The sequence below is a fragment of the Bacteroides caecigallinarum genome (assembly GCF_016902295.1).
Taxonomy (GTDB): Bacteria; Bacteroidota; Bacteroidia; order Bacteroidales; family Bacteroidaceae; genus Phocaeicola; species Phocaeicola caecigallinarum_A.
Genome location: NZ_JACJLQ010000092.1, coordinates 1 through 2175, shown reverse-complemented (window position 1 = coordinate 2175; position 2175 = coordinate 1). Strand labels below are relative to the sequence as shown.

The 2175-nt window shown below is 44.0% G+C and carries 3 protein-coding genes; all 3 read right to left on the bottom strand.

The window, feature by feature from the left end:
* Nucleotides 1-736 (bottom strand): ParA family protein (locus H6A27_RS14235; RefSeq protein ID WP_204509162.1); only part of this gene is annotated, 736 nt, incomplete at its 3' end.
* A gap of 223 nt (nt 737-959) precedes the next feature.
* Nucleotides 960-1466 carry a hypothetical protein gene (locus H6A27_RS14230; RefSeq protein WP_239469717.1) on the bottom strand — a complete coding sequence of 169 codons (507 nt, stop codon included), beginning with the start codon at nt 1464-1466 and terminating at the stop codon, nt 960-962.
* Nucleotides 1467-1565: 99 nt separating this feature from the next.
* A complete protein-coding gene (locus H6A27_RS15450; RefSeq protein ID WP_204509163.1) occupies nt 1566-1916 on the bottom strand; it encodes a hypothetical protein in 351 nt (116 codons plus the stop codon).
* Nucleotides 1917-2175: the final 259 nt, after the last annotated feature.

The following is a 2175-nucleotide window of genomic DNA, read 5'->3' as shown; positions in this document are numbered from 1 at the left end:
GAATTTCCTCCGTAAGTGCAAGATAATCCTTTGCACCGTTGGAATTTGAATCATACTCGAATATACTTTTGCCACTACCGGCTGATTCCGCCAAGGCGATATTCTCACGGATACGGGTATTCATGGTGATACTTTCATAACGCTCCTTTACAGCCTGTTCCACTACCTTGTTCAGTTTGCGATGATTGAATCTGGCGATGAACACACCGCCCAGGCGAAGTGACGGCTTGACCCGTTGTAAAGTGGTGACAAATGCGTCCAGCATCCTCATGCCTTTCAACGGAAGAAGCTCCGGTGTCATCGGTACGATGATCTCATCAGCGGCAATAAAAGCATTGGTAGTGACAATACCAAGAGAAGGCGGACAGTCAATCAGAATATAGTCATAGTCTTTCCTGAACGGTTCAAGAAGATTGCTAAGCAACCGCTCTCTTGCCAACAGGTTGGTCAAGGCTATTTCCGCACTTGCCATTTCAAGGGAAGAAGGGACAAGGTCAAGATTCTCCCTGATATGCTTCACTGGCAAAGGGACACCGTTTACCAGTGAGTCAAAAATACTGGTTTCAATTTCATTCTCATTCGGAATGAAATACAGTGTAAGGTTTGCCTGTCCGTCAAGGTCTATAAGCAGGACTTTCTTGCCCTTCATTGCCATACAAGCCCCGATAGAAGCTGTAGAAGTTGTCTTTGATACGCCACCTTTATGGTTGGCGAAAGTGATGATTTTCTGTGCCATACTATTTGTTTTTATGTTTATATGTTTCAATGTATTCTTGTATTCCTGTTTACACGTGTACTTGTCTACATGTATCAATGTATACAAAGGTAAGTGTATGATATACAAATACCTTTCAACGTCTCCTGACAGTTGAAAACTGTTAGGGAAAGTGTTACGTTATCATAGAAAACGTACTTCCTAAAGCGGGGCACAAGGCTTTCTCATGCCCCAGTGGTTATACTTATTCGAATGTGAAAGGATGGATGTAGAAATAGGTCTCTTCGCTCTCGTATCCATAGCTATTGATAAAGTCCACCATTTCTTTCTTACTACGGTCTCCCTGTCCGATACCGGTCTTTGATGTCCATTCAGCTATGGCATCCTCAATGGTGTCAAAAACATCCTCACATGCATCCTCGAAAGGTTCGACGTATGAACTCACACAACATTCTTCGGGAAAGAAATCCCCATCGTCGTGGGTATAAAATAAATCGCAACCGCATTCACAGCATCTATATGAAATGCTCAATTCATCACCCAATATCCGGTTTATTTCAAGGAAGAGTTCGTTACAGGCATCCCATGCGGTTTCTGTCTCAAATGAAAGAAGGTAATAATCGTTCTCCTCGTCTTCCTCATATTGTGCCCAATAGATATGCCCTCTTACACTGATTTGCTTTTTCTCATAGTCGATGCCGTAATGCTCGGCAAGCTTGAACAGCCATATGTCCTTACTGTCCACTTCCATATTCTGAAGGGTTGTCCACAAGTTGTTTGCAGCCTCACGTGTCCCAGTGACCTTATAGGTCGTTGTCGCAAATTTGCCATATCATTGAATTTAAAAATATTACCACTCCGTATAATAACTCTGGTCGTTATTTTCGCATTCCTCAGCCCATTCTTCATCGGTGAAGTCACTGTGCAGACATTCATCACTGCAATAGTAGGCTACTCCCATATCAGCACAATACCCGGCACGCATCAGTCTACCACACTCTGAACATCTTCTGCAAGCCCTGTCTGTGTCCCACCAGAAGTCAGTGAAAGACTCGGCTATGACATCCTCACTGGTATTCTCGTCCCACTTGTCAAGGTAGAACTCTGCAAAACTGTTCAACTCCGGCTCTGTGTAGAGCATCTTTTCAGTACCGCCAACAGCCTTGGTCAGTCGGCTCAGGATTGATTGGATTGTCGTCATAATATCATCTGTTTTTTTTCTTCCCTCTCGTAGATCAACTACTTCGGGAACACATATAAATTTTGTTGCACCAAGAAGGTGTCGGGGCTGTCTCTGCAAGGTTTTGCACCAAAATACTACCCGTAGGTGTGGAGATTTAGCGGCAAAGCGAAGCCCTGACCTTGCTGATGACAAGACCGGACATTTACCTTCGCAACGGAATTTATGCCAGTTCCCCGAAGTCGGTGTATGAGGAACGAATCTCAACAAAGAGAAGTAT